17 protein-coding genes and 1 riboswitch are annotated in these 24794 nt (G+C 53.1%); of the genes, 13 read left to right on the top strand and 4 right to left on the bottom strand.

What is annotated here, in order from left to right; all coding sequences use genetic code 11:
* Positions 1-58: 58 nt before the first annotated feature.
* The 13 genes from ACQKPA_RS14150 to ACQKPA_RS14090 all read left to right on the top strand — a co-directional run bounded on the left by ACQKPA_RS14150 (position 59) and on the right by ACQKPA_RS14090 (position 18029).
* A complete protein-coding gene (locus ACQKPA_RS14150) occupies positions 59-778 on the top strand; it encodes a response regulator transcription factor (protein ID WP_427493172.1) in 720 nt (239 codons plus the stop codon).
* Entirely contained in the window at positions 775-2547 is a 1773-nt protein-coding gene (locus ACQKPA_RS14145) for a sensor histidine kinase (protein ID WP_427493170.1), read from the top strand. The genes ACQKPA_RS14150 and ACQKPA_RS14145 overlap by 4 nt, the downstream gene beginning before the upstream one ends.
* 124 nt (positions 2548-2671) lie before the next feature.
* Positions 2672-3916 carry an MFS transporter gene (locus ACQKPA_RS14140; protein WP_427493168.1) on the top strand — a complete coding sequence of 415 codons (1245 nt, stop codon included), beginning with the start codon at positions 2672-2674 and terminating at the stop codon, positions 3914-3916.
* A gap of 161 nt (positions 3917-4077) precedes the next feature.
* Positions 4078-4668, top strand: coding sequence for a TetR/AcrR family transcriptional regulator (locus ACQKPA_RS14135; protein WP_427493166.1), 591 nt, complete (start codon positions 4078-4080; stop codon positions 4666-4668).
* 60 nt (positions 4669-4728) lie between these two features.
* Complete coding sequence (locus tag ACQKPA_RS14130; RefSeq protein ID WP_427493164.1) at positions 4729-5307, top strand: NAD(P)H-dependent oxidoreductase; 579 nt, start codon at positions 4729-4731, stop codon at positions 5305-5307.
* 138 nt (positions 5308-5445) lie between these two features.
* Positions 5446-5547, top strand: a riboswitch (purine riboswitch).
* A gap of 256 nt (positions 5548-5803) precedes the next feature.
* Entirely contained in the window at positions 5804-7606 is a 1803-nt protein-coding gene (gene ade, locus ACQKPA_RS14125) for an adenine deaminase (RefSeq protein ID WP_427493162.1), read from the top strand.
* 282 nt (positions 7607-7888) lie between these two features.
* Complete coding sequence (locus tag ACQKPA_RS14120; RefSeq protein ID WP_427493160.1) at positions 7889-9292, top strand: cytochrome ubiquinol oxidase subunit I; 1404 nt, start codon at positions 7889-7891, stop codon at positions 9290-9292.
* The gene (gene cydB / locus ACQKPA_RS14115; protein ID WP_427493158.1) at positions 9279-10295 is read left to right on the top strand and encodes a cytochrome d ubiquinol oxidase subunit II; all 1017 of its coding nucleotides are present in this window, start codon (positions 9279-9281) and stop codon (positions 10293-10295) included. Before ACQKPA_RS14120 ends, cydB begins: the two co-directional genes overlap by 14 nt.
* On the top strand, positions 10295-12181 hold the full coding sequence (gene cydD, locus ACQKPA_RS14110) for a thiol reductant ABC exporter subunit CydD (protein WP_427493156.1): 1887 nt from the start codon (positions 10295-10297) through the stop codon (positions 12179-12181). Before cydB ends, cydD begins: the two co-directional genes overlap by 1 nt.
* The gene (gene cydC / locus ACQKPA_RS14105; protein WP_427493154.1) at positions 12178-13974 is read left to right on the top strand and encodes a thiol reductant ABC exporter subunit CydC; all 1797 of its coding nucleotides are present in this window, start codon (positions 12178-12180) and stop codon (positions 13972-13974) included. Before cydD ends, cydC begins: the two co-directional genes overlap by 4 nt.
* Before the next feature lie 184 nt (positions 13975-14158).
* Positions 14159-15184, top strand: coding sequence for a DUF2332 domain-containing protein (locus ACQKPA_RS14100; protein ID WP_427493152.1), 1026 nt, complete (start codon positions 14159-14161; stop codon positions 15182-15184).
* Between the two features lie 239 nt (positions 15185-15423).
* A complete protein-coding gene (fumC, locus tag ACQKPA_RS14095; protein ID WP_427493150.1) occupies positions 15424-16812 on the top strand; it encodes a class II fumarate hydratase in 1389 nt (462 codons plus the stop codon).
* 182 nt (positions 16813-16994) lie between these two features.
* Complete coding sequence (locus ACQKPA_RS14090) at positions 16995-18029, top strand: hypothetical protein (protein WP_427493148.1); 1035 nt, start codon at positions 16995-16997, stop codon at positions 18027-18029.
* A gap of 106 nt (positions 18030-18135) precedes the next feature.
* Here the strand turns inward: ACQKPA_RS14090 and ACQKPA_RS14085 are convergent, their stop codons facing one another.
* From ACQKPA_RS14085 to ACQKPA_RS14070, 4 genes are all read right to left on the bottom strand, one after another.
* The gene (locus ACQKPA_RS14085; RefSeq protein ID WP_427493146.1) at positions 18136-18690 is read right to left on the bottom strand and encodes a hypothetical protein; all 555 of its coding nucleotides are present in this window, start codon (positions 18688-18690) and stop codon (positions 18136-18138) included.
* Positions 18691-18812: 122 nt separating this feature from the next.
* Positions 18813-20402, bottom strand: a complete 1590-nt coding sequence (locus ACQKPA_RS14080) for a PTS sugar transporter (RefSeq protein ID WP_427493144.1) — start codon at positions 20400-20402, stop codon at positions 18813-18815.
* A gap of 151 nt (positions 20403-20553) precedes the next feature.
* The gene (locus tag ACQKPA_RS14075) at positions 20554-21918 is read right to left on the bottom strand and encodes a hemolysin family protein (RefSeq protein WP_427493142.1); all 1365 of its coding nucleotides are present in this window, start codon (positions 21916-21918) and stop codon (positions 20554-20556) included.
* A gap of 799 nt (positions 21919-22717) precedes the next feature.
* Positions 22718-24577, bottom strand: coding sequence for an LTA synthase family protein (locus tag ACQKPA_RS14070; protein WP_427493140.1), 1860 nt, complete (start codon positions 24575-24577; stop codon positions 22718-22720).
* Positions 24578-24794 lie beyond the last annotated feature (217 nt).

Below are 24794 nucleotides of genomic sequence, written 5' to 3'. Positions count from 1 at the left end.
CATTTGTTTAACTCCTGTTAAGGTTGTTGTGCTAGCATAAATGTCGGGTGAGGATAAAATGGATCAAACACGAATTTTAATTGTAGATGACGAACCTTCCATTGTGAAAATGCTGCAGATGGTGCTGCGCAAGGAAGGCTTTAACCGCATATATACGGCTTCCAGCTGTAAGGAGGCGCTTAGCGAAATCGCTGCACACGGAGCGGATATCGTGCTGCTCGATGTCATGCTGCCGGACGGCACGGGATTTGATCTCTGTCCGCAGATCCGTTCTTATGGCAGTCCGCACATCCTGTTTCTGACGGCCAAAGCGTCGGATCTGGATGTGCTGACCGGTTTTGCGATGGGCGGGGACGATTATGTCACCAAGCCCTTTAATCCACTGGAGATCGCCGCAAGGATCAAGGCGCGTCTGCGCCGTGGCGGCATCGGGGCAACCGTGTCGGCTGAGCAGCCGGTGATACAGCGCGCATGGGATTTCGGCCGGTTTAAGGTCGATGAATCCGCCGGGGAGCTTACGGTGCTGGGAGAGCCTATGCCTTGTCCGGCGCAGGTCTTTCAACTGCTGCTTTATTTTTGCAAGCATCCGGGGGTCGTATTCTCCAAGTCGCAGCTGTACGAAGCCGTGTGGGGCATCGACGGCATGGGCGAGGACAACACCGTCATGGTACATATCCGTCGCATCCGTGAACGCATCGAGGAGGATCCGAGCAACCCGCAATATTTGCTGACGGTCCGGGGGCTCGGCTACAAGCTGGTTAAGGAGAAAGCCCGATGAGGCTGCGCAGAAGGCTGGCCTTTCATTTTACGTACCAATTAATTGCGTTCTCGGCGTTTATGTTTTGCTTCCTGATCGTGCTCTTATTCTTCCTGATCAAACATATCGGTGACGAAGAGATCAAGCGCAACTTTACTGCAGGCGTATTGGAAGGCATTGTGACGGAGACGGTAACAGAGAAAGGGAAGGTTCTGCTGCAGGAACAGTGGAAGCTCCTGCTTCAAGAGAAGGATATGTGGCTGCAAGTGGTGGATATGGACGGAAACGTGATTCATTCCACCAATACGGCTCCGGACGTTCCGTCGGATTACTCGGTAAGCACCTTGCTCGAGATCAAGGAGGAACGCCGTCTCGGCGAGTACACGATGGATTGGCAGATGGATCTGACCTATGAAGAACCGCTGCTGTATCTGATCGGACGTATCGATGTGAGTTCGGACCATCTTCGGGAATGGTATGCGCATTATCAGGACGGCGGCAGGGTGAGGCCGGAGGATGAAGAGGAGCTCGGACGCGAGTTGGCTGGTCTAGGCGGTTATTTGCATGTCATTGACCGGGAGGGCCGCGTTGTCCAAGCGATTGGAACCGATTCGGACGATAAGGTAAGCTACCACCCGCTGGAGATCATTACGATGCAGGAGCAGCCGGGCACGTATTCCACGCATATCGCGGTCTATCGCGATACGGCCAGCGGCAACACCTGGGTATATCATACGCCGCAGGACGAGGCGCTGGAGAAAAGGCCGTTGATGAACGAGCTGATCCGCGTGGCGTTATGGACGATGGTCTGCGTGCTTGTGTTGTCACTAGGGGTCGCCATATGGCATGGATATCGGTACAGCCGGCCGCTGCTGCTGTTTACCGGGTGGTTTGAGCGGATGGGGAGCGGAGACTACGAGGAAGTGCTGACGCCGAAGGACCGGAAGCGGGTGTTCCGGAAGAACGGGAAGCTGCGTACTCGTTACAGGCTGTACAAGGAAGTAATCCATTCCTTTTATAAAATGGCGGAGCAGCTGGCCGAAACCGAACGGGAACGGGAGCGGCTGGATCGAAATCGGGAAGAATGGATGTCCGGGATATCGCATGATTTGCGTACGCCGTTGTCCTCCATCCAGGGTTACGGCTATATGCTTGAGAATGCACCGCAGGATTGGAGTCAGGAGGAACTGCGGGAGATGGGAACGGTGATTCGGGAAAAAGGGGACTACATGCTGGAGCTGATCAATGATTTCTCGCTCGTCTTCCGTCTGAGAAGCGAGATCCGCCCCCAGGAGCTGACCCGGCTTGACCTGAATGAGCTGGTGCGCCGCTGCGTGCTGAAATACGTCAATGATGCCACGCTGGATGCGAATTTTAACTATATCGGCGGCGAAGGGGCGCTGCTCGTCGACGGCAATGCCAAGTGGCTGCAGCGGTTGATGGATAACCTGATCACGAATGCCGTGAAGCATAATCCGGATGGGGTAAACGTTGAGGTCCGGGTGGAGAGACGTCCCGGCGGTGCGGCGATCGTGGTTGCGGATCAAGGCGTGGGGATGGACGAAGAGACCCGCTGCAATCTGTTCGAGCGTTACTACCGGGGAACGAATACCGAAGAGAGCATGGACGGCTCGGGACTCGGGATGAGCATCGCCAAGGCGATTGTCGAAGCGCATCGGGGCCGGGTAAATGTGTGGTCTGAAGTGGGCCGAGGAACAACCATCACCGTACTATTGCCTGAGGCTTCCATACAAGAAGGTGAGGGGGCTGCTGAGCGCGGCAAGGAGTAACCTTGCTGATTGGATCGGCATTTCCCGAATCGCCTCAAAAATCCTTCAACATTCCTATCCTGCTGCAGGCCCGGTTGCGCTATAATGGCTAAGCAACGACTACACTTCAGGTCCGGAGGATATTATGGGTTCTACTTCGTTTCGGCAATTGACTGGCAATGCGCGAGGCTGTCTCGTTTACGAGCCGCTGTTTCTTATCCCTTACAGCATGTTCACGACGTACACCTCGATCTACATGTACCAACTTGGGGTAACCGAGACGGGAATCGGCTGGATTACCTCCATCGGTTTGCTTGTGCAGGTGCTTTCTTCGTTTCTCAGCGGGTATTTAACGGACCGTTTAGGCAGAAAAAAAGCGCTGCTGTACTTCGACGTACTAAGCTGGACCGTGGCTACGCTGCTCTGGGCGGTCTCGCAGAACTTCTGGTTTTTTGTGGTCGCGGCCGTCATCAACGGCTTTCAGAAGGTGCCGCATACCGCCTTTTACTGTCTGCTGGTGGAGGACACCGCGCCGAAGGAGCGGACCTATGTCTTTACGCTGCTGCAGCTGATTAGTGTTGTCGGCGGCTTGTTTGCACCGATTGGAGGGCTGCTGGTGTATCATTTCACGCTGGTGCCCGGGGTGCGCATCATGTTCGTGCTGGCTTGTATCCTGATGACGATCCAGTTCATCGGGCGCCACTATGCGACAAGGGAGACGGATATCGGTTACCGCAAGATGAAAGAAACGAAGGCAATGAGCCTGCGGGAAGGGATGTCCGACTATGCTTCGGTGATGAAGAGCATGCTCGGAAATCCGCTGCTGCTAATGATCTTCGGCGTGTATATATTATTTAATTTTCAGATGACGGTGAAGACAACCTACGTCTCCATTTTCATGGTGGAATATTTGCATTTGGGCAGCGGCCTGATCTCGGTCTTCCCGGCATTCTCCTCCGTTATTATGCTCATATTCATGCGGTGGATCATGCCCCGAATCGGGGAGCAGCATGTGCACCGGACGATGGTATGGGGGTTCGTTATATCGGTATTGTCCAATGTCATACTGGTGTTTGCGCCGCAAGGGGATCTGCTGGTGCTGAGCTTGAGCACCGTCATTGCCGCAATCGGCACCATGATGACGTACCCATACTTGGAGACTGCGGTGGCCAATGCCATAGACGATGAGAACCGCGCCAAAATATTCGCGCTGCTCCAGGTGCTCATCCTTATTGTCATTTCGCCATCCGGCATCATTGGCGGCTGGGCATATGGTGTCGATCCGAGAATTCCGTTCTTGCTAGTTGCCGGCGCATTTGGGATCAGCATCCCGCTTATGCTGCTGTACGGCAAAAAGGTAAAGGCGGCTCCCGTCGAAGCCGGAGTTTAGCATGGCATGAGATTGAGCCCATGGCCAAAAAAGGCTGAGCTTGCGTTTTAGGCGACGGGAAGCTTAAGAAATATGAATGGAGAGGCACTCCAGGTAAGGGGGGGGGCCTCTTTTTTGCATTGGTTATTGCAATTTGGTTAGTGTTGACTTATGATATGAGCATGAAAAAGAAACCACATTTCGATAGCAAGAAGAAGGATATTTTGCAGGCTGCCATGAAGCTCTTCGCCGAGAAGGGCGTGGACGGCGTATCGGTGAAGGAGATCGGCGCGGCGGCAGGCGTAACGGATGCGGCGATCTATAAGCATTTTACGAATAAGGATGCCGTGGCAGCGGAGGCGTTCGAGGAATACTGCAGCAGTTATACGCGTCTGGTGGATGATTATGCGTCCCGCCCCGGCTTGTTTACAGACCGGCTGTCGGCCCTCGTCACCCGGGTACTGGCTTCGTATGACGAGGATAAATACGGCTTGCTGCTCTTATCCCAGCATCACGAGCTGTTTACGGAGGTGCTCAAGAGCAGAGGACGCCAGCCGCTGGACGCCTTGCATGATCTGCTTGAGCAGGCGGTCTTGCAGCGGGATATTCCGCCGCAGAATACGCGATTAACCGCTGTGTTGATCATCGGTGCATTCAGCCAGCTGGCAATCTCAACGATGCAAGGGGAGCTGGAGGAACCTTTGTCGCCGCTGGCACCTGAAGTGACGGCGCATTTATTGGCATTAACAGGTTTGGGAAAAGGTCCGGCGTGACCTTTTCTTTTTACCATCAGGTTAGTGATTGTTAACCAAATTATGAGGGGGAAGAAACATATGAAAAAGGTTTTAATTATTCAAGGCAATCCCATTGCGAACAGCTATGGCAGCCAGCTGGCAGAGGTCTATGCGAGGGGGGCGGCCGAATCCGGGGCGGAGGTGCGGGAGCTCGTGCTTGCGGAGATGGAGTTCGACCTGAATCTCTCCGGCGGCTATAAGGGTGAACAACCGTTGGAGCCGGATCTGCAAAAAGCGCAGGAACTGATCTCTTGGGCGGATCACCTTGTGTTTGTGTACCCGAATTGGTGGGGCGGCATGCCGGCGCTGCTAAAGGGGTTCATCGACCGGGTGTTTTTGCCGGGCTTTGCCTTTAAGTACCGCCGGAACTCGCCCTTGCCGGAGCAGCTGCTCAAAGGGAAAACGGCCCGTCTGATCGTCACGATGGATTCGCCGTACGTCTACTACCGTTTCTATCTCGGCCAGCCGGGGCATCAAATGATGAAACATTCCATTCTGAAGTTTTGCGGCGTAGGCAGTGTGCGTGCCACGAACATTACACAGCTTCGCAAAATGCCTGAAGTGGCAAGAAAGCAATGGCTTGAGCGTGTACACAGAATGGGACGGAAATTGGCTTGAGCGTGTACAGAGAATGGGACAGAAATTGGCTTGAGCGGCAGGGGTGAGATGTACAGTTCCTTCCAATGGCTTGACTTCTCGGGCAGGAGGATTATAATTCATACAACAAATGAAACGAAAAGAATGGAAGGGTACGTTTTTTTCAAAATCAAATCTTGATGTATATGCCGGGGAATAGGGCCCAGGCGTTTCTACCAGGTTACCGTAAATGACTTGACTACATGAAGGTATGAGAATCTCACCACCTAGCCCAGCTTCGCAATTATTGAAGCCGGGCTAGAAAATCATCTTGATTGGAATCCAGCAGGTTTTAACGGATGAGGTGATGTGCAGACTAGATAGCATACCATTGCTGATGCACGGGACTTCTCTTCCTCTATGGATATAAGTACAGGCACCCCGGGCAGATACGCTGCCCGGGGTGTTTGGCGTGTTATACAGCGGATCGATTTTGTATTCTTACCGTTCAATTATAAAAGGGGAGCGTGCAATCATCATGAGTTCAATCCAGAGACAGAAACGATACGAGGTCAGCCGGCAGCTGGGGAAGGTTGCGTTAGGACAAGAGCCAGCCGATCTGGTCATCAAAAACGGCACGCTGGTCAATGTGTTCACGGGCGAGCTTCAGGAACGGATGGACGTGGCGATGGCGTACGGGCGCATCGCTTATATCGGCAACGCCGATCATACGATTGGGGAAGGGACGCAGGTGATCGAAGCGAATGGCCGGTTTATCTCGCCTGGTCTGCTCGACGGTCATATGCATGTGGAGAGCACAATGCTCACCGTGACCGAGTTTGCCAAGGCGGCAATCGTTAGCGGAACGACCGGGGTTTATATGGATCCCCATGAGATTGCCAACGTATTCGGCATGGAGGGTGTTCGCTGGATGCACGAGGAAGGGCAGCAGCTGCCGATGAAGGTGTTCACCACCATTCCTTCCTGCGTACCGGCGACGTTTGATCTGGAGGATGCAGGGGCGCAGCTGGGCGTAGCCGACATTGAGGAAGGACTGACTTGGCCCGGTGTCGCCGGGCTTGGCGAAGTGATGAACTTTCCGGGCGTCGTGTACGGCGATCCGACCATGAGCGGAGAGATCGAGGCCACGCTGCGTGCGGGCAAGACGGTGACGGGGCATTTTCCGGCCGAGGATGACCGGATGCTGCAGGCATATATGGCAACCGGCGTAAGCTCCGATCATGAGACGGTAACCCGAGAGCAGGCTTTGGAGAAGGTTCGCCTCGGCATGCACCTGATGATCCGCGAGGGTTCGGCTTGGCAGGATGTGAAGGAAGTTGTTAAGGTCATAACGGAAGATAAGGTTCGTACAGACAATATTTCTCTGGTTACGGATGATGTGTATCCGCAGACGCTGCTGAGACTCGGACATATGAACCATGTAGTCCGCCGCGCTATGGAAGAGGGCGTGGACCCGGTTACGGCGATCCAGCTTGGAACGATCAACGTCGCTCGTTATTTCGGGATGGACATGGAGCTTGGCAGCATTTCACCTGGCAAAACGGCGGATATTCTGCTGATTGATGATCTGTTGAGCATGGTACCTTCTGTTGTGATCACGGATGGCGAAGTGGTTGCAGAGAACGGCCGGCTCGTGAAGGCGTTCCCGGTATATCAATACCCGAAAAAAGCCTTTAATTCGGTTCGGCTGCAGCGTTCGCTTACTGCGGATGACTTTCTGCTGCGCAGCAAATTCAATGCAACGCGCACGGAAGTGAATGTGGTGCGCGTCATCGAGAACAGCGCCCGTACCGCCAAAATGACCGCGGTGCTCTCCGTGGAGCAGGGCGTCATCCAGCCGGACCTGAATCAAGACGTGGTTCAGCTGGCATGCATCGAGCGCCACAGCGCAACCGGGCAAATCTCACTCGGTTTTGCGAGCGGCTTCGGACTCAAGTCCGGCGCGGTTGCGTCCACGGTAGCGCACGACAGTCACAATCTGCTGGTGATGGGCACGAATGCCGAGGATATGGCACTCGCGGCGAATGAGCTGGCGGCGTGCGGAGGCGGCATGATCGTGGTAAGGGACGGCAAGGTGCTGGCGAAGGTGGCGATGCCGATTGCCGGTTTGCTGGCGGACCGTCCGGTTGAGATCGTAGCGGAGGAAGTCGCTGCTTTGGAGGAGGCTTGGAAGGAGCTCGGATGCTTCATTCATGCCCCGTTCATGACCTTCTCGCTCATTGCGCTGCCGGTGATTCCGGAAATTCGCATTACCAACCGCGGGATCGCGGACGTAACGGAATTCAAGCTCATCGAGACCGAGATTGGCGCGGTTCAATAAGGGTGCAGATATATCGAAGCAGGTTGGCCTGATGGCGAACCTGCTTTTTTGTAAATACAAAGTTTTGGCCGCGGGCAGAGAAAGCGAGCGGGTTCCATTTTTTCGGTACTCAGTTATACCGTTGTTCACTTAGTGATTTTCGTCACAAATTTATAACTTTTTGCCCCGGTTTCAGTCCTGGTATTGTGATGTTTATCACAATCCTTTGTGACGTGGTCTGCGACAATACAAAAAGAATCAAATTTGAAGTGATCACGTGAGCTAAAGGAAGGGGTATCTGATATGGATCCGGTTATGCTGGCGCGAATTCAGTTCGCATCGACAACCATTTTTCACTTTATTTTCGTACCGTTGTCCATCGGATTGGCGTTTCTGATTGCCATCATGGAGACGATGTATGTTGTTAAAGGTCAGGAAGTCTACAAGAAAATGGCCAAGTTCTGGGGAAAGCTGTTCCTGATTAATTTTGCGGTCGGGGTTGTGACAGGGATTCTGCAGGAATTCCAGTTCGGCATGAACTGGTCGGATTACTCGCGCTTTGTCGGAGACGTGTTTGGCGCACCGCTTGCCATCGAAGCTCTGCTGGCGTTTTTCCTCGAGTCGACGTTTATCGGACTGTGGATATTCGGTTGGGACCGTTTATCGAAGAAGGTCCATCTGCTCAGTATCTGGCTGGTGTCCTTCGGGACCCTGATGTCCGCCTTCTGGATTCTGGCTGCGAATTCGTTCATGCAGCGTCCCGTCGGGTTCGAGATGAACAATGGGCGGGCGGAGATGAACGATTTCTTCGCACTGATTACGAACGGTCAGCTGCTGGTGGAGTTCCCGCATACGATCTTCGGAGCCTTGGCAACCGGGGCGTTCCTCGTAGCAGGTGTGAGTGCCTACAAGCTGTTGAAGAAGCAGGATTTGGATTTCTTTAAGAAATCATTTCACATCGCCATCGTGATTGGCCTCATCACCTCCATTCTGGTAGCAGTATTCGGTCACCAGCAGGCGCAGTATCTGGTGGATACGCAGCCGATGAAGATGGCCGCAGCCGAGAGCTTGTGGGAAACGAGTGACGATCCTGCGCCTTGGACGGTCATTGCGGCCATTGATCCGGATAAGCAGGAGAATACGATGGAGTTCAAAATCCCGTATTTGCTCAGCTTTTTGTCCTACAGCAAATTTTCCGGGGAAGTCATCGGAATGAAGGAGCTGCAAGCACAGTATGAGCAGGAGTATGGCCCTGGAGACTATATCCCGCCGGTCCGTACTACGTTCTGGAGCTTCCGGATTATGGTGGCCGCCGGCAGCATCATGATTCTGCTGGGATTGTACGGAGCGTGGCTGATGCTGCGTAAAAAGGTCGAGAAGGCCGGTAAGTGGTTCCTCAGACTGATGCTGTTCGGCATCTCGCTGCCGTTCATTGCCAATACGTCGGGATGGATCATGACGGAGATCGGCCGCCAGCCTTGGACGGTATTCGGACTGATCACCACGGAGAACAGTGTTTCACCGAACGTCAGCGCCGGCTCGATTCTGTTCTCGCTCATCATGTTTACCGCTATTTATGCGGTGCTGGCAGCCGTCATGGCGTATCTGTTCATCAAAGTCATTAAGAAAGGACCGTATGCGGCGGAGGAAGATGACCACCACGCAAGCGATCCGTTTAATAAGGAGGGCTACAATGCTGTCTCTTAACGAACTGTGGTTTGTGCTCGTTGCCGTATTGTTTATCGGGTTCTTCTTCTTGGAGGGCTTCGACTTCGGGGTCGGGATGTCCACGCAGCTGCTGGCCAAAAATGATACCCAGCGCCGGGTGCTGATCAACTCGATCGGCCCGTTCTGGGACGCCAACGAGGTCTGGCTGTTGACGGCAGGCGGCGCCATGTTCGCCGCCTTCCCGAACTGGTATGCTACGCTGTTCAGCGGATTCTACATTCCGCTTGTCTTTCTTCTGCTGGCCTTGATCGGACGCGGGGTGGCCTTTGAATTCCGCGGCAAGGTGGGCGATGTCCGCTGGAAACGGGTGTGGGACGGTGCGATCTTCACCGGCAGCGTGCTTCCGCCATTCCTGCTCGGCGTTGTTTTTGCCTGCCTGATTCAGGGGCTCCCCATTAACGAGGAGATGCAGCTGCATGCCGGATTGTTTGATGTTGTGAATGGCTATACTGTGGTTGGCGGACTGACGATGGTGATGCTCTGCCTGCTGCATGGCTTGATGTTCACAACATTGCGCACGATGGGGGATCTTCAGGAACGGGCGCGCCGTATGGCCCGGAGACTCCTGCTTCCCGTAGCGGCCCTGTTCGTGGCATTCGGGGTGATGACGTATTTCATGACCGATATCTTCGAGAAGCGTGGCGTGATGTTAACCGTGCTGCTGGTGCTGGCTTTGCTCGCATTCCTGCTGGGCGGATATTTCATGAACATCAAGCGGGACGGCTGGGCTTTCGGGATGACCGGGGCGGTTATCGCCCTGCTGGTAACGTCCGTGTTCGTGGGCTTGTTCCCGCGCGTGATGGTCAGCTCCATCAATGCAGCATTTGACCTGACCATTTATAATGCGGCCTCCGGACCGTATTCCCTGAAGATTATGACGATTGTGGCGGTAACGCTGCTGCCATTCGTATTAGGCTATCAAATTTGGAGTTACTTCGTTTTCCACAAACGGGTACATGAGAAGGAGCATCTGGAGTACTGATGGGAAAAGATCTGCTGGGATACAAAGGCGCCAAGACGGTATTCTTCCTTGTCGCCGTATGTACCCTGGCACAGAGCATGGCCATCCTCCTGCAAGCCAAGTGGCTGGCGGAAGCCGTATCCGCCCTGTTTGCGGGATCAACGCTGCAGGAGCAGGGGGAGACCATTTCCTTGTTCCTGCTTGCATTTCTGGCACGCCACGGCATTTCGGCCGTGCAGCAAGGAATCGCGCAGCGCTTTGCCGAGGAGACGGGCACGAGCCTGAGGAAGCAGCTGCTTAATGAGCTGTTTCGGAATGGGCCGTCCTTTGTCCGGTCGGAAGGAACAGGCAATGTGGTTACGCTTGTGCTGGAGGGCATCGGCAAGTTCCGCAAATATGCGGAGCTGACCATACCGCGCATGATGGGGGCGGGCATTACCCCGGCTTTGGTATGGCTGTACGTGTTCATGACGGACCGGATTTCGGGCATTATTCTGCTGGTGACCATGCCGATCCTGATCGTATTTCTCATCCTCGTGGGACTTGCCGCGAGAAAGCAGACCGAGCGGCAGCTGGAATCCTACCGGATGCTGTCCAATCATTTTGTAGATTCCCTGAGAGGTCTGACTACCCTGAAGTTTCTTGGACAGAGCCGCAAGCACAGCGAGAGCATACAGCAGGTCAGCGAGGGGTATCGTGCAGCTACCATGCGGACGCTGCGCGTGGCTTTTCTGTCGTCCTTCGCGCTGGATTTCTTTACGATGCTGTCCGTGGCATCTGTTGCGGTAAACTTAGGCTTGCGCCTCATTAACGGCAGCCTGGAGCTGCTGCCCGCACTGCTCATCCTGATCCTGGCACCGGAGTATTTCCTGCCGGTGCGCATGGTCGGAGCGGACTTCCACGCCACGCTGGACGGCAAGCAGGCAGGGGAGGCGATGCAATCCATGATTCGGGAGGGCCGGAAGGGGCGTTCGGAATCGGAAGATAGCACGGGGCCTGTTGCTGCGGAGGGTTCGGTCAACGACGCGGGTCCATTCGAACCGACCGAAGCGTTTGAAACCTCGGCAGCAGGAACGATGGAACGGACCCCAACGGGCCTAACATTTAAAATTCAAAATAATTTCTCTGATCCCAGCCGCAGACCGCAGCCACCATTCCGATGGGAAAAGGGCAGCGTGCTGGAGCTGTCCGGAATCGGCCTCAGACACGAAAAGTTAGGGCCGGCTTCCTTGGAGAATGTCAGCTTCCGGATACCGGGTCAACGCAAAATCGGTATCGTCGGGGAGAGCGGGGCCGGCAAATCCACGTTGATCGAGCTGTTAGGCGGATTTATGGTGCCAACATCGGGAGCGATGGCGCTGAACGGCGTGAGGCTGGAGGACTGGAACCGGCCCGAGTGGCGGTCGGAGGTCACCTACATGCCGCAGCAGCCGTATTTGTTCGGGGCAACCTTGGAGGAGAACGTGCGCTTTTATGCGCCGGAGGCGTCCAGGGCTCAAGTGGAAGCGGCGGTAGAGGCGGCCGGCCTGTCGGAGCTGGTAAAAAGCTTGCCCGGCGGACTCGCGGAGATGATCGGCGGCGGCGGACGCGCTTTAAGCGGCGGTCAGGCACAGCGCGTGGCCTTGGCCAGAGCGCTGCTCGGCGGCAGGCGGGTTCTGCTGCTGGATGAGCCAACGGCCCATTTGGATATTGAGACGGAATACGAGCTGAAGGAGACAATGCTTTCCCTTTTTCAAGATAAGTGGGTATTCCTCGCGACGCACAGACTGCACTGGATGCAGGATATGGATTACATCCTCGTTCTGCATCAGGGGCGGGTGGCGGAAACGGGATCCCATGAGGAGCTTATGGCCTTGCAGGGTGTCTATTACGGCTTAATTACATCGCAGATGGAGGGATTACAATGAAGCAGGAATCGTGGTTTCGGCCTTACGTAACGGCAAACTTCTGGCGTTTTCTGCTGATTGTGATGCTTGGCGTGCTCACGATCCTGTTCGCCGGGATGCTGATGTTCACCTCCGGGTATTTGATCTCCAAGTCTGCCCTGCGACCGGAAAATATCCTAATGGTATACGTGCCGACCGTAGGGGTTCGTACCTTCGGCATCGGACGCGCGGTCATCCATTACATGGAGCGCTTGGTGGGGCATGACACGATTCTTCGCATCCTGTCCCAGATGCGCCTGCGGCTGTACCGTATTCTCGAACCGCAAGCCCTCCGCTTGTCCTCCCGGTACCGCACCGGGGATCTGCTTGGCGTGCTCTCCGATGATATCGAGTATTTGCAGGACGTCTATATCCGAACGGTCTTTCCATCGATTGTGGCGCTTGTGTTATACGCCGGGGTTATTCTGGCCGTCGGCCTGTTTGACCCGGCATTTGCCCTTCTGCTCGCGCTATATGTAGCGGTGCTGATTCTGGTACTGCCGCTGGTCTCCCTGCTGCTCACCAAACGGAAAAACCGGGAGATGAAGCAGGCCCGCAGCAACCTCTACCAAAAGCTGACCGACGCGGTACTGGGCATTCATGAATGGTACGTCAGCGGCCGGCAGACGGAATTCCTGACCGGTTATGAGGCGCATGAAGCCGAGGTCGACCGGACCGACCGCTCGCTTAAGCGCTGGTCGCGTCTTCGGGCTTTTATCGGCCAATGTGTGGTTGCCGTGACGGTGGTATCGATGGTGTATTGGTCAGGAAGGCAGTATGCGGACGGCTCGATTGATGTTACGCTAATCGCGGCTTTTGTGCTGGTTGTGTTCCCGTTAATGGACGCATTCCTGCCGGTATCCGAAGCCGTGGAGCGGATTCCGCAGTACGGCCAATCGGTCGCGAGACTTCAGGCAATCGAAAGCGCCGAAACATCTGAAGGGAAGCGGAATCGGGGGCAACAGCTGAATAAGGGAGAGATCGAATCGGTCATAAGCAGCGGTGTTCATGTGAAGGCGGATGGCGTCAGCTTCCGTTATGATCAGGCAGCAGGCGGCGAATCCGGACTGTATCGATCCGGTGTGAGTAGGGATGGGTCTACATTAATGGATGTATCCCTGGATATTGCTCCCGGCGCCAAAGTAGCCATCATCGGACGCTCCGGTGCCGGTAAATCCACCCTGCTGCAGCTGATTCAGGGTGTGCTGGCACCCTCAGGGGGCAGTCTGACTTTAGGCGGAGTGGATTCAGTGCGGTTTGGCGATGAGATATCTTCCGTTATTTCGGTGTTGAACCAGAGTCCGCATTTGTTCGATACGACGCTAGCAAACAACATCCGGCTCGGACAGCCGGATGCCACGGAAGCGGAAATACGGGACGCGGTTGCTTTGGCACGGCTAGAACCGTTGGTGGCTTCCCTTCCGGAAGGTCTTCGCACCCGCATGCAGGAAGCCGGGCAGCGTTTCTCCGGAGGAGAGCGCCAGCGCGTGGCTTTGGCCCGAATCCTGCTGCAGAAAACACCCGTTGTCATTCTGGATGAGCCTACGGTCGGGCTGGATCCCAAAACCGAGCGGGAGCTGCTGTCCACCATATTCGCCAGCCTGCAGGACCGGACCTTGATCTGGGTGACGCATCATCTGGTCGGCGTGGAGCGAATGGATGAGATTCTCTTCATGGAAGACGGTCAAATCGTCATGCGGGGTACCCATGATGAGCTGATGCAGCGATATCCGCGGTATCGGAACTTGTACCGTTTGGATCGTCCGGCGATATAAACAGCCATAGCGATTTGCCTGCAGAAGAACCGGCCCTTTCAGGAGAGCGGTTCTTCTTTTTGTTGCCTTCTTTTTTTGTTATAAGCCTGATAAAAGATCAGAATCCACGCGCCTTCTGGAAAGATGTAACATTAGTCTTAAGCAGGATAAAGGGTTAATTACAACTTTAGGGGTGTGGTGTAGGATGGAATCGAAACAGTTGGTCAACGTGTTTCATCATTTTGCTGAACGGGAATGTCCGGGATCCAGTGTGTTCTATGAGTACTTGGCTCGCCATATAGCCGATGATGAAGAGGTGCTGCAAGTCGCTGCGTTTGTTCCTGCAGGCCAGCCTGTCCCCAATATGCTGTTTGGCGCCGTTCAATATTTGCTGCTACAGGGTGAGGGGCCGGAACTGAGGGCGTATTACCCCGGTATTGTGGAGCATCCGAAGGAAATGAGCTCCTGTTATCCCTATTTTCGTTCATTTGTGCTGCAGCATCAGGCAGCTATTATCAGGATTCTGGAGAGTAAACGGGTGCAGACAAACGAAGTCCGCCGCTGTGCGTATTTGTATCCGGTGTTCTGCTCGATCTATGACAAGGTCCGTAAGCCGCTTGCCTTGGTGGAGCTAGGCACCAGTGCCGGACTGCAGCTGCTGTGGGATCAGTACAGCTACTCCTATGGAGACGCGGTTCGTTACGGCCTGGCGGGGTCGAAGGTTCATATTACATCGGAGATCAGGGGAGGTCGGACGCCGTTCCTGCCAGCTTCCATTCCCCCGGTCGTCTATCGGATGGGGATCGATCTGCATGTGAATGACGTGCGGAATCCGGAGCACTTTTTGTGGCTGCGGTCTTTAATCTGGCCGGGTAATCACGACAGGGTATCCATGCTGGAGCATGCGGCGGAGGTATTGAAGCAGCAGGCCGGGATACAGTTCCTGGAAGGGGATGGGACCGCGCTACTTCCCGATATCGTGAAGGGCATCCCGGAGGGGGCCGTTATTTGCGTATTTCATACGCATGTGGCCAATCAGATTCCGGAGGCGTCCAAGCAAAAGCTGCTGCATCACTTGAATGAAATCGGAAGCGTCCGCGATATCGTGCATGTCTACAACAATATGCAGGATGGCGATCTTCATGCGGACTATATCCTCGGGGGCGTGCGAAGCGAGTTTACGGTCGCGCGGACGGATGGGCATGCTCGCTGGTTCCAGTGGCTGTTGTGAAGCCGGAATAGTAACGTTAGCTTGATTGAAGAAGCACAGCGAATCGTGTGATACCTGCCATTGTTTCATGTGAGATGACGGCGAGCAAGCGAGCCTAGAAGGCAGCCGAGTCAAGGCTGTTCGTATGAAAGTCGCAGCTGTGCATCCGGTCTGTTTTTTTCTTGGGCAAGTCTATGTCATAATAGGGGGGATGGAATATTAAGCGCTTATATTCAAGGAAGTTAAAGGAGGAAGTTGGGATGGATTATCGTATTGAGAAGGATACCCTGGGTGAGATTAAAGTGCCTGCGGATAAGCTATGGGCAGCGCAGACACAGCGCAGTTCCGAGAATTTCCGGATTGGAACCGAAACGATGCCGAAGGAAATCATTCGGGCGTTTGCGATATTGAAGAAAAGCGCGGCCATTGTGAATGGCAAGCTTGGCAAGCTGGACGCAGATAAAGTGGATGCCATTACGACCGCCGCCGACGAGATTGTGGCCGGCAAGTGGGATGAGCATTTTCCGCTGGTGGTATGGCAGACCGGCAGCGGCACGCAATCCAATATGAACGTGAACGAAGTCATTGCGAATCGGGCCAATCAGCTGCTTGAGCAAAAAGACAGCGCCCTGCGCGTTCATCCCAACGACGACGTCAACAAATCCCAAAGCTCTAACGATACGTTTCCGACAGCGATGCACATGGCCGCGGTCGTGGCCGTGGAAGATCATGTGCTGCCCGCGCTGCGCCGCTTGAAGAAAACGCTCGAGAAGAAAAGCGATGAATATAAGGACCTGATCAAAATCGGCCGCACGCATCTTCAAGATGCCACACCGCTGACCCTCGGACAGGAAATCAGCGGCTGGCATCGGATGCTCGAGAAGTGTGAATTGATGCTGGCTTCCGCCGTAGAACCGCTGCGTGAGCTGGCTATTGGCGGTACTGCCGTCGGCACCGGCATTAACGCGCATCCGAAATTCGGAGAAATGACGGCAGCTGAAATCAGCATGCAGATCGGAAAAAGCTACACGTCGGCCAGCAACAAGTTCCATTCGCTGACCAGCCATGACGAGATTGTATTTGCCCATGGGGCGCTGAAGGCATTGGCTGCCGATCTGATGAAGATTGCCAACGACGTCCGCTGGCTGGCAAGCGGTCCTCGTTCCGGGATTGGCGAGATCTCGATCCCTGCCAACGAACCGGGCAGCTCTATTATGCCAGGGAAAGTGAACCCAACCCAGAGCGAAGCACTGACGATGGTGGTCTGCCAAGTGATGGGGAACGATGCCACGATCGGTTTTGCAGCAAGCCAGGGTAATTTTGAGCTTAATGTCTTTAAACCGGTCATCATCTATAACTTCTTGCAGTCCGTACGCCTGCTGTCGGATGCGATGGATTCATTCGACCAGAACTGCGCGGTCGGCATCGAAGCCAACCTTGACGTTCTCCGTGCGAATATGGAGCGGTCGCTGATGCTGGTGACAGCGCTGAATCCGCATATCGGATATGAGAATGCAGCGGCCATCGCAAAAAAAGCGCATAAAGAAGGGACAACGCTTCGCGAGGCGGCTCTGGCAAGCGGGCTGTTAAGCGGAGAGGATTTTGACCGGATCGTTCGTCCGGAAGAAATGATCCATCCGAAGGAGTAAGGGCTCATGTTTGGAGCTTGATCGGAAAACACGCCTCGGTTGACCCCAGCCCATTTCACCACGGTGAAATGGGTTTTGGTCTTTTAGATTTTTTCTTTTTCCAAGCTCCGCAGCGGTTATAATAGGGTGTCAGGATATTAACCATGATTGACAAACCATTTGCATGAAGGACGGATGATAACTTGAAGAAACATCAATGGATTGCCACGCTGCTCTCTCTGATCTGCACCGGGCTCGGGATGTTTTATATCGGGACGCCGGGCATGATTATAGGCGGAACGCTGCTTATGGCGCTTCAGGGAGCGGCTTTGTTTATTTTTTTCATGACATTGGGATTTTTGGGCATGCTGATTGGTCCGATAGCTATTGGGCTTCATATTATAGGTCTGATAATACCGGTTATTTACTTCAACTACCGATCGCCCAAGAAACCGATGTTCGACGAGAAGCGGAGGCGCCAACTCTCCTCTCCTTGGAAAATCATCGTGCGGACGGTGATCGGACTGGCCTTGTTCGCCGGGGCCGTATACGCAGGGTATACCTATGGATCGGCTCCCTTCATGAAGACGGCCGCGGAGAAACGGGTGGTTCAAGAAGCGGCAGAGTCCTATCTGGAGGAGAAGTATAACGAACCCTTTAAGGTAACGGACGTGGACTATACCTGGGCCATCGGCTCATACAATCTGAGAGCCCATCCGGTACAGTCGCCTGAGCTGGAATTCACGCTTAGCAGTAATGAAGCCAGCCCTCCCAGCATATCGAATGATACATATTTGAATCTGCTTTGGGGACAGCAGCTGAGAGACCGGTTGAAACCTCTGCTGGCTGAGCTCTATCCGGATCAGGCGTTTGCGGATGCCTTTGTCAACGCCGATATCGACACGGTTGAGCGTAATTATAACCAACTCGCAAATGCCGGTGGAAATGTAAGTCAGAATATCCGATTAATCGTATTCGCGGATTTGACGGCAGACAATCTGGCGCAGGAGAAGGAACGGGTGCTGGAGCTGATTCGGCGGCTGCCTTCGGTGACGGTGCCGGGGGAGACGGACCTTCACATTGAATATTATGGGGCGGATTTGAAGACGCCGGACCGTGTGAAGAAGCTAGAGCAGGATTTGGATATGAACGGGAAACAGAGCACCCATATTTTCAGAGAGTTTGATATTTCGAAAATCACGTCCACGGATGACATTGAAATCAGAGGACTGGAATGAGGAGTATGGAAAAATTGGAGGATTGGATGACCTCTATTCCGATTAAAAGCCAGGCGGAGTTTGTGACTCTGCCTGGCTTTTTTATTCGTTAGGGGGAATAGGAGCTTCAGCGCTGGGACAGATGAATGATGCGCCCTTTCTGGGTCTTCTTCATGGTCAGCTTCAGATTTAAGGCTGTGGCCATGTCTCGGACAGGTACGTAGAGGGTGTTCTTGATGAAAAGAGGGCCGTTATACTTGCTCTCATCAAGCTTGCAATGATCCGATTCCTCGGGGCATAGCTTGGCCGGCTTATAAATGTCGATATCGTTCACGTTCATCTCTTGCGTTGCCCGCCGAACGATCGTATACCCCCATCTGTCGTTGCCCCAGATCGATACCGGGGGATTGTTCGCAGCCTTCACGTCATATTGATGAAAGTTGTCCAACTCTTCCTTCAGCGTATAGGAAATTTCATACCCCATTGCATCGGCTAAGGACTTGAGCGGAACGTACGCTTTGCCTTTGTGAACAAGAACGTTTGTCATGGGGGTGCCTGCCGCCTTCACGGAATAGTCCTCTGCATCGTTAGCGGCTGCTTGTTCGCTGTTCCAGACTAGCGAAGCGGCCAGCAGGACACTTGTCAGTGCGAACAGCGATATTCTTCTGAATTTCACGATCATAATAACCTCCTTCCGTTTTCCGAATGGGTATAGGCATCTAAATAGGAGCCTATCTATTATTATAAACTCTTTTTCGGGCCAATTGGTTAGCTAAAATCCTGCATATTGGAACTGACCATATCCTACATGCTCACGGTGTTTTTCGCATCCCGATAACCGGACAGTTTGTTTACGAAGAACGTAATCAGGAACGAGCAGAGCATGCTGGCTGCCATGGAGATCAAGAAGCCAACGGTGTTATTCGATGTGATGGGACCGATGAAGGACGGCACGTAAGCGGTTCCCCGAACGCCGAATAGACCGACGAGCATGCCGCCAAGACCTGCGGAAGCAATCGCTCCAGCAAACACAAGCTTGTTTGAAAACATGAAGGGATAGGCGGCTTCAACGAAGGTGCCAAAACCCATATTGATGGCAAACCCGGGAGCCGCTACGGCTGCTTCTCCCTTATCACGCGGGGCGATAATATTGGCCAGCGTGATTCCTGCGGACACCATCACCAGACCGACCATATCGACCGCGCCGAGGAAGCTGTTGCTTGTTGTCTCCATCTCCAGCAGTACAATCGGCAGGATAGCCGCATGATAAACGCCGCCAATGATCGCGGGCCAGATCAGCAGGCCTGCAATCAATCCGGCTATAGCCGGGCTCCAGGAGACAAGCGTTTCGATCAGGAAGCGGATGCCTTGCCCTGCACTCAGCGCAATCGGTGCAATGAGGAAATAAACGAGCAGACCGGCAATCAGTCCCGATATACCGCCTGCAACAATGTTGACCGTGGTTGCGGGGAAACGCCACTCCACGCACTGACGGAATATGTAATGGACGATGATTCCTGCGCCAATTCCGCCAATGATGCCTCCGATAATGCCCCCCTCTACGGAGAGGACGCCTGCGACGATGCCTGCCACGATGGATACCTCGTCCAGTTCGGATACCTGTTTGGCTGCGATGACAGCGACGATGACCGGCAGCGCCTTGATCAATAGATCAAACACCTCGGTCAGCGAGGATAACCCCGGGATTTTGCTGACTGCCAGGATCAGGGCCATGCCGATGAAACCGGGGAGGGATGCCATCATAGTGCCTCGAATATTGATTCTCCGCCATGGCGACGAGCTTCCGGACGCCCCGTGAAGGTTCGCGGCTGCATTTCCGATGACCGGCCGGTATGTAAGCCGCCAATGCTTGCTGAGGGAAGTAACAAAGGTGACCGCGCGGGTTCGGTTGGTGGTTCCGGTTGTACCCGAGGCGGCGATGACATGCGCGCCTTTGGTCTGTATAATGGCCATGGAAGTTCCGCCAGTACCGGTCACGGGCAACCGGAACTTGGCAGCAGCCTCGATGGCGTGCCGGTTACTGCCCTCAGGGTCGGCACTCATAACGATAATGCCGTCGATTTCGCCGAGTTCAATCTGCTCGGCAATCTCCCGGTCCAGCCGTTCAGCCGCTTGATTGACCTGCCGAAGCGTACCTTCCGCGATAACGACCGGCTCCCCTTGAGAAATGCTCCAGCTGTAAAGCGCAGCAGGGGTTGTATCCTTGGCTGCATCCATGGAGACCTGGGCAGCGATAAACTGCAGTGCCCCGCAGGACAGGCCTGCGCTCTCCAGCTGCATCAATATCTCATCCAGCAGCTTGAGCGGGTCTTTGCCGCCGAGATTGTACAGATTGCCGCCGCTGCTTCCAATGATAGCGATTTGACGATTCATGACTTGCTGCCCCCCATATGTATGAAATTAGATTATTTCTATATTACAGCAGAGTTATAACTTATTAAAGTGTTAAAATGTTATTCCGTCATACGAATAGCCGCCATGCATAACCCGGTAAGGGCTGCATGGCGGCTTGGCTAGTTGGTATCTATTCGTTGTTTTCGCTTGCGGCCGCGACGGCAGCTGCTTCTTCCGCTGCTGCTTCGGCAGCTGCCTCAGCTGTTTCTTTAACGATTTGGAGCTTCGTGTAGCGGTGAGTCTTCTTCTCGATGACAGTAAACGTCAGGTCACCGTAACTCCATGTATCGCTCTTAGCAAGCTCGGAGTTATGTCCGTACAGCCAGCCGCCGATCGTATCCAGATCATCGGTGCTCAGGTCGGTGTGAAGCAGGTCGTTGATCCGGTTAATGGATACCTTGCCGTCGGCAATAATGCGGTTCGGCTCAGGCTGGGTCAACTCGCGTTCTTCATCCTCGTCGAATTCGTCGCGGATCTCGCCGACGATCTCCTCCAGAATATCCTCGATGGTGATCATCCCGGAGGTGCCGCCGTATTCATCGATCAGGATGGCCATATGCGTGCCTTCCTGCTGCATTTTCCGAAGCAATTTCTTGATCGGAATCGCTTCGGATACCGTCATGGCCGGATGAATCAGCTTGGTCAAGTCGATGTTGGAATTGTCATCGAACTCCAGGAAGAACTGCTTGGTGTTCACCATGCCGACGATCTGGTCCTTGTCACCGCGTACAACCGGAAAACGGGTGTACTGCTCGCGCTTGATGATCTGCAGATTGGCGGCAAGCGGCTTATCGACATACAGGCAGATCATATCGGTACGGGGTACCATAATCTCCTTGGCAAGCATATCATCAAAAGCAAAAATTCGGCTTACATAACCGTATTCGGCTTGATTGATCTTTCCGCTCTCATAGCTGTCGCTCAGAATCATGCGGAGCTCTTCTTCCGAGTGAGCTTCTTCGTGCTCACTGGCAGGATGCATGCCGAACAGACGAACGATCTTGTTGGCGGATCCGTTCAGCAACCAGATGAACGGGTACATGATCCGGTTAAACCAGATAATAGGTGTCGCACAGAGGAACGACACGGCTTCCGCTTTATTAATGGCAATCGTCTTCGGCGCAAGTTCACCGATAACGACGTGAATATAAGTCATGATAATAAATGCAAGCAAAAACGAGATGAGCGATGCGATGGGCGCAGGAATTGCAAAGTTATCAAACACCGGGTGAAGAATCTTCTCGATGGTCGGTTCCCCGAGCCAGCCGAGACCGAGTGCCGTAATGGTAATTCCCAGCTGACACGCGGACAGGTATCCATCCAGATTCGAAGTGACCTTTTTGACGGCAAGCGCGCCTTTACGCCCTTCCATTACCAATTGGTCTACCCGGCTGGGACGAAGTCTTATGATAGCAAATTCCGTCATAACGAAAAAAGCGGTAGCTGCGATAAGCACAGCGACTAAGAATAAATTTAAGCCTATACTGTCATCCAAACAAAACACATCCTTTTTTATCTGATCCGAATTAGTTTTTTAATAACCATCACTTACTATGCATGGCTGTCAACATAATTCGACCGGAATTTTAAAGGGTCTAGCATCATGTGCTTGAGGAGCAGAAACATATCGGTATCCGTGCGGCATGTAACGTTATGCAAGGAAAGCAGAGACACATGGCGTTTCGACTCCAGCATCAACCGAACGGGTTCCGGGCTCTTGGGTACCGGCGTTGGCGATGGAAGAGTCCCTTCAGACGCTTCCATTCCCTGCGTAGCCGTAGCGGAATCGGTGATGTCCACCAGGGGAACATGCGTAAAGGAAGCAATCAGAAGAAGGCCAAGTGTTGAACATATAATTCTGTTTATCCTTCGTATGGGGTCCAAGTCGGATCGTCACTCCTACAATTCATAATCGATTTGTTCATAAAAATATATGGCTTAATTGTCAGCGTATGAGTATGAGTCATTTAAGTTGTTGTACGTAATTTCACCACGAATGCGGGTTTCAAAACAAGGTATATTGCTAAGATTATAAAATTTATAGTTTTCAGCGAAGCTGAACAAATTCGATAATCGCAAGTAAAACTTCCTCTAAACGCGGTCTGTCTACTGTGAAAGTACGTCGATAGAGTTTTTCTTATTAATCATAAGAAAAAGTAAGCCACTATGTCAAATAACCGTCGCCCTCGGGTGTATAAAGCCTTATGCATCAAGGGTTGCCGGCGATTCTCTGCCAAGCACAAAAAAGGACAACCCTCCGATGATCCGAAAGAGTTGTCCCATTAAGCAACGGGCTATTTATGGTATGGCAGCTGTCTGATATAGCTGTCCGACAGATGAAGCAACTGCAGTGCGCGTTCGAACTCTTCCTTGGTCGCCTGGATCTTCTTCTCGTCCGCGTTCGGAAGCGGATGCTTGGTTCCGTCCTCAAAGCCGATTCCCGGAATGTACAGGGTCGTATTGTTAATAAAGGTACCGGAAGGAAGGTAATACCGTTCCGGCAGCAAGTTATTCTCGGTGTTGTTTAACAGATCCTGACCGAAATGAAGCTGATTGTCCATCGATACGCCGAGCAGGTTGGTCACTGTCGGCAAGAGGTCGATTTGTCCGCCGACTTGCTCCTTCACTTCCGGCTGAATGCCTTCTCCGTGAATCAAAAGCGGAATATTGATCATATCGCCGGAGTTATAATCACGGCCATAAATTTCGTGCATCAGCTCTTTATCCTTGTTGTCCAAGGAATAAATCGGCAGTCCGAGGTGGTCGCCGTACAGAACGACCAGGCTGTTATCCCACACGCCGTCTTTCTTCAGCTGCTCAATGAACTTACCAAGCGCATCATCGGCGTAATTCTGCGAGCGGATGTAGTCGCCGACGAAGGTGCCTTCATATCGCTCCGGCAGCGTCATCCGATATTTGCCTTCGGGAATCGTGAACGGATGATGAGCCGACATGGAAATGACATGGCTATAGAACGGTTTATCGGCTTCGTTCATTTTCTTCAGCTCGGCGGCGGTTTTGGAATACAGGGCATCATCCGATGCACCGAAGAATAGCTTATCTTCATCACCGAAGAATGCTTTATCGTAATAACGGTTGAAACCGAGGGCTTTGTACAGCTCCCCGCGGTTCCAGAATTCCACCACATTGGTGTGGAAAGTGGCAGTATCATAACCTTCCCCTTGCAGCAATCTCGGCAGGCTCGGCAGAACTCTGTCCGCATAATGCTGCGTAGCCGCTCCCCGTGGCGGAATGTAGAAGGATGTATTCACCACAAACTCGGCATCCGAGGTATTACCTTGGCCGACATTCTGATAGAAATTCGGGAAGTATAGGCTCTCTTTGGCGAGTTTGTTCAAGTTAGGCGTAATTTCTTTGCCATCAATGTTCAATCCGATTAAGAACTCCTGGAAGGATTCCATCTGGATAATGATCAGGTTCTTCCCTTTGGCTGCACCCGAGAGCAAGGCTTCCTGATCAGCCGCTCCGAGGCCCTTCAATTCGTTGATTTTATCCTGCGTGATGGTCTTGGCATCCACGAGCTCTTTGTTCTCCTGCTGGAAAATCGTATAGGCCTCATAGTTAAGAATGCCCATTTCCTGCGCCTTGACGATTTCGTTCATGCTTGCGCGGTTCGGCATAATCTGGAACAGGCACAGCATTAAAGAGACAACGAAAACAATAGGGATAATCTTGCGCTTTTCTTTCTTGGCATGCCGAACCTTCCAGTTTTTGACGCGGTCACTGCGCCATAATAGAAAAAACATACCGATGATATCCGTGAAGATCAGCAGATAGTAAGGGTCCATTAAGGAGAATACGCTATTGCTTACCGCGGTTACCTGATTGACCTGCTCCAGCGCGTGATACGTAACAATGACACCGTAGTATTTATAATACATAATGGCTGCGAAGAATATGGCGGTCAGCAATAAGTTAACACTCATATAGGCAGCGAGCTTTCGCTTGGAAGCGAACCATTCGATTAAGCTGAACACAAGCCAAATAAAAGGAATTTCCGTAATGAGCGGCTTCCATGGCATGACATCATCAAAAATGACCATCCAGGCTACGTAGCTTTTGAGCAGCATAATGACAGAGAAAAATATAAAAGGCTTCGTAATCGTTAACCGAAACCGCGAGGTGGAGAACACCTGTATCGCCTTCCTTTCAATGCCGCGGTATACCTAATTCTAAAACTCCAGCGGCCATTCGTTATTTAAGAATCGATAGACGTTATTCTTACTGTTGATATACATTCCGTATACCATTTATTTTACAAAACTAATGAACAGAACTAATTATGACCTCTTCGGAGGAGGTTGTCAAAGAGTTAAAGTAAGTCCCAAGCTTCTTATAACAACATGAAAT

Origin of the sequence: Paenibacillus sp. NPDC093718 (genome assembly GCF_050279985.1) — a bacterium.
In the GTDB taxonomy this organism is placed as follows: domain Bacteria; phylum Bacillota; class Bacilli; order Paenibacillales; family Paenibacillaceae; genus Paenibacillus_AQ.
The sequence above is the reverse complement of the archived record's forward strand: the minus strand, read 5'-3'. Positions and strand labels throughout refer to the sequence as shown.

Coding starts and splice junctions, on each gene's coding strand:
- ACQKPA_RS14150 (WP_427493172.1), top strand. CDS start 59: ATGGATCAAACACGAATTTTAATTGTAGATGACGAACCTTCCATTGTG.
- ACQKPA_RS14145 (WP_427493170.1), top strand. CDS start 775: ATGAGGCTGCGCAGAAGGCTGGCCTTTCATTTTACGTACCAATTAATT.
- ACQKPA_RS14140 (WP_427493168.1), top strand. CDS start 2,672: ATGGGTTCTACTTCGTTTCGGCAATTGACTGGCAATGCGCGAGGCTGT.
- ACQKPA_RS14135 (WP_427493166.1), top strand. CDS start 4,078: ATGAAAAAGAAACCACATTTCGATAGCAAGAAGAAGGATATTTTGCAG.
- ACQKPA_RS14130 (WP_427493164.1), top strand. CDS start 4,729: ATGAAAAAGGTTTTAATTATTCAAGGCAATCCCATTGCGAACAGCTAT.
- ade (WP_427493162.1), top strand. CDS start 5,804: ATGAGTTCAATCCAGAGACAGAAACGATACGAGGTCAGCCGGCAGCTG.
- ACQKPA_RS14120 (WP_427493160.1), top strand. CDS start 7,889: ATGGATCCGGTTATGCTGGCGCGAATTCAGTTCGCATCGACAACCATT.
- cydB (WP_427493158.1), top strand. CDS start 9,279: ATGCTGTCTCTTAACGAACTGTGGTTTGTGCTCGTTGCCGTATTGTTT.
- cydD (WP_427493156.1), top strand. CDS start 10,295: ATGGGAAAAGATCTGCTGGGATACAAAGGCGCCAAGACGGTATTCTTC.
- cydC (WP_427493154.1), top strand. CDS start 12,178: ATGAAGCAGGAATCGTGGTTTCGGCCTTACGTAACGGCAAACTTCTGG.
- ACQKPA_RS14100 (WP_427493152.1), top strand. CDS start 14,159: ATGGAATCGAAACAGTTGGTCAACGTGTTTCATCATTTTGCTGAACGG.
- fumC (WP_427493150.1), top strand. CDS start 15,424: ATGGATTATCGTATTGAGAAGGATACCCTGGGTGAGATTAAAGTGCCT.
- ACQKPA_RS14085 (WP_427493146.1), bottom strand. CDS start 18,690: ATGATCGTGAAATTCAGAAGAATATCGCTGTTCGCACTGACAAGTGTC.
- ACQKPA_RS14080 (WP_427493144.1), bottom strand. CDS start 20,402: ATGAATCGTCAAATCGCTATCATTGGAAGCAGCGGCGGCAATCTGTAC.